The sequence below is a fragment of the Bradyrhizobium viridifuturi genome (genome assembly GCF_001238275.1).
In the GTDB taxonomy this organism is placed as follows: Bacteria; Pseudomonadota; Alphaproteobacteria; order Rhizobiales; family Xanthobacteraceae; genus Bradyrhizobium; species Bradyrhizobium viridifuturi.
On the sequence record NZ_LGTB01000112.1, the window covers coordinates 1 to 1,715 of the forward strand.

A 1,715-nucleotide genomic window follows, 5' to 3' on the forward strand; every position below is an offset into this window, starting at 1 on the left:
CGATCTGGTGACCGACGTCGATCGTGGCCGTCGCCGTGACCGACTTGTCGCCTTCGCTGTCGGTGACGAACCCGCTCGCCGTCAGGTCGATCAGGTTGGCCGCGATCTGCTTGACGTCATTGATATACGAGCCGTTGTAGGTGTCCGTCTGCGAGTGGTCGATCGACTCCAGCTGCGTCAGCGTCACGATGCCGGTGGTGAGGCCGACGCTCAGCGTGAACACCGTGTTGCCGGCGTTGATGCCGCCTGCGGTCGTCGAGGTCGAACCGGTGATGACGCCGCCGACGTCGTACAGGTAGATCGTGCTGCCGGCATGGGTCAGCCCGCTGGCACTACCATCGGCGACGCCGGTGTGCAGTGCGAGCGTGTAACTGATGGTCGTGGATCCTGGACCATCCGCTCCGTACAGACTGGTGTTGCCGACCGTGAACGCGCCGGAGAAGTCCTCGGTCGCGATCGTCGCCGATGCGTTGGTGTCGTGCGAGTCCTGGGTACCGGTGAAGTTGCCACCGGCCAGGCCGCCGTCGAACGTCAGCAGCACCGGTGCGTTGAACGCTCCCGGCGTCACAGTCGGGGCCTGCGGGCCGTCATCGCCGAACTGGATCTGGTGGCCGACGTCGACCGAGGCCGAAGCCGTGACCGTCTTGTCGCCTTCGCTGTCGGTGGTGAACGCGCTCGCGGTCAGATCGATCAGGTTGGCAGCAAGCTGCTTGACGTCGTTGATGTAGGCGCCGTTGTAGATGTCGGTCTGCGAATGATCGATCGACTCCAGCTGCGTCAGCGTCACGATGCCGGTGGTGAGGTCGACGCTGAGCGTGAACGCGGTGTTGCCGGCGTTGATGCCGCCCGCGGTCGTCGAGGTCGAACCGGTGATGACACCGCCGACGTCGTACAGGTAGATCGTGCTGCCGCCATGGGTCAGCCCGCTGTCGACGCCGTCGGCGACGCCGGTGTGGAAGCCCAGCGTGTAGTTGATCGTGGTCGCACCGGCTCCGTCAGCGCCATAGAGGTTGGTGTTGCCGATGGTGAACGCACCGGAGAAGTCTTCGGTCGCGACCGTCGCCGACGCATTGGTGTCGTGCACATCCTGGGTACCGACGAAGTTGCCGCCGGGCAAACCGCCGTCGAACGTCAGCAGCACCGGCGCCCTGAACGCCGCCAGCGTCACGGTCGGGGTCTGCGGGCCGTCGTCGCCGAACTCGATCTGATGACCGACGTCGACCGAGGCCGAGGCCGTGACCGTCTTGTCGCCTTCGCTGTCGGTGGTGAACGCGCTCGCCGTCAGATCGATCAGGTTGGCCGCGATCTGCTTGATGTCGTTGATGTACGAGCCGCTGTAGGTGTCGGTCTGCGAGTGGTCGATCGACTCCAGCTGGGTCAGCGTCACGATGCCGGTGGTCAGATCCACGCTGAGCGTGAACGCGGTGTTGCCGGCGTTGATGCCGCCTGCGGTCGTCGAGGTCGAACCGGTGATCACACCGCCGACGTCGTACAGGTAGATCGTGCTGCCGCCATGGGTCAGCCCGCTGTCGACGCCGTCGGCGACGCCGGTGTGGAAGCCCAGCGTGTAGTTGATCGTGGTCGCACCGGCGCCGTCGGCGCCATAGAGGTTGGTGTTGCCGATGGTGAACGCGCCGGAGAAGTCTTCGGTCGCGACCGTCGCCGACGCATTGGTGTCGTGCACATCCTGCGTGCCGGTGAAGTTGCCGCCGGCC

Annotated in this window: 1 protein-coding gene; it reads right to left on the minus strand. The window is 65.5% G+C overall.

Going from position 1 to position 1,715, the window contains the following annotated elements:
- Positions 1 to 1,715, minus strand: a 1,715-nt coding sequence (locus ALC15_RS44435; RefSeq protein WP_244486501.1) for a DUF5801 repeats-in-toxin domain-containing protein, incomplete at both ends; no start/stop codon positions are given.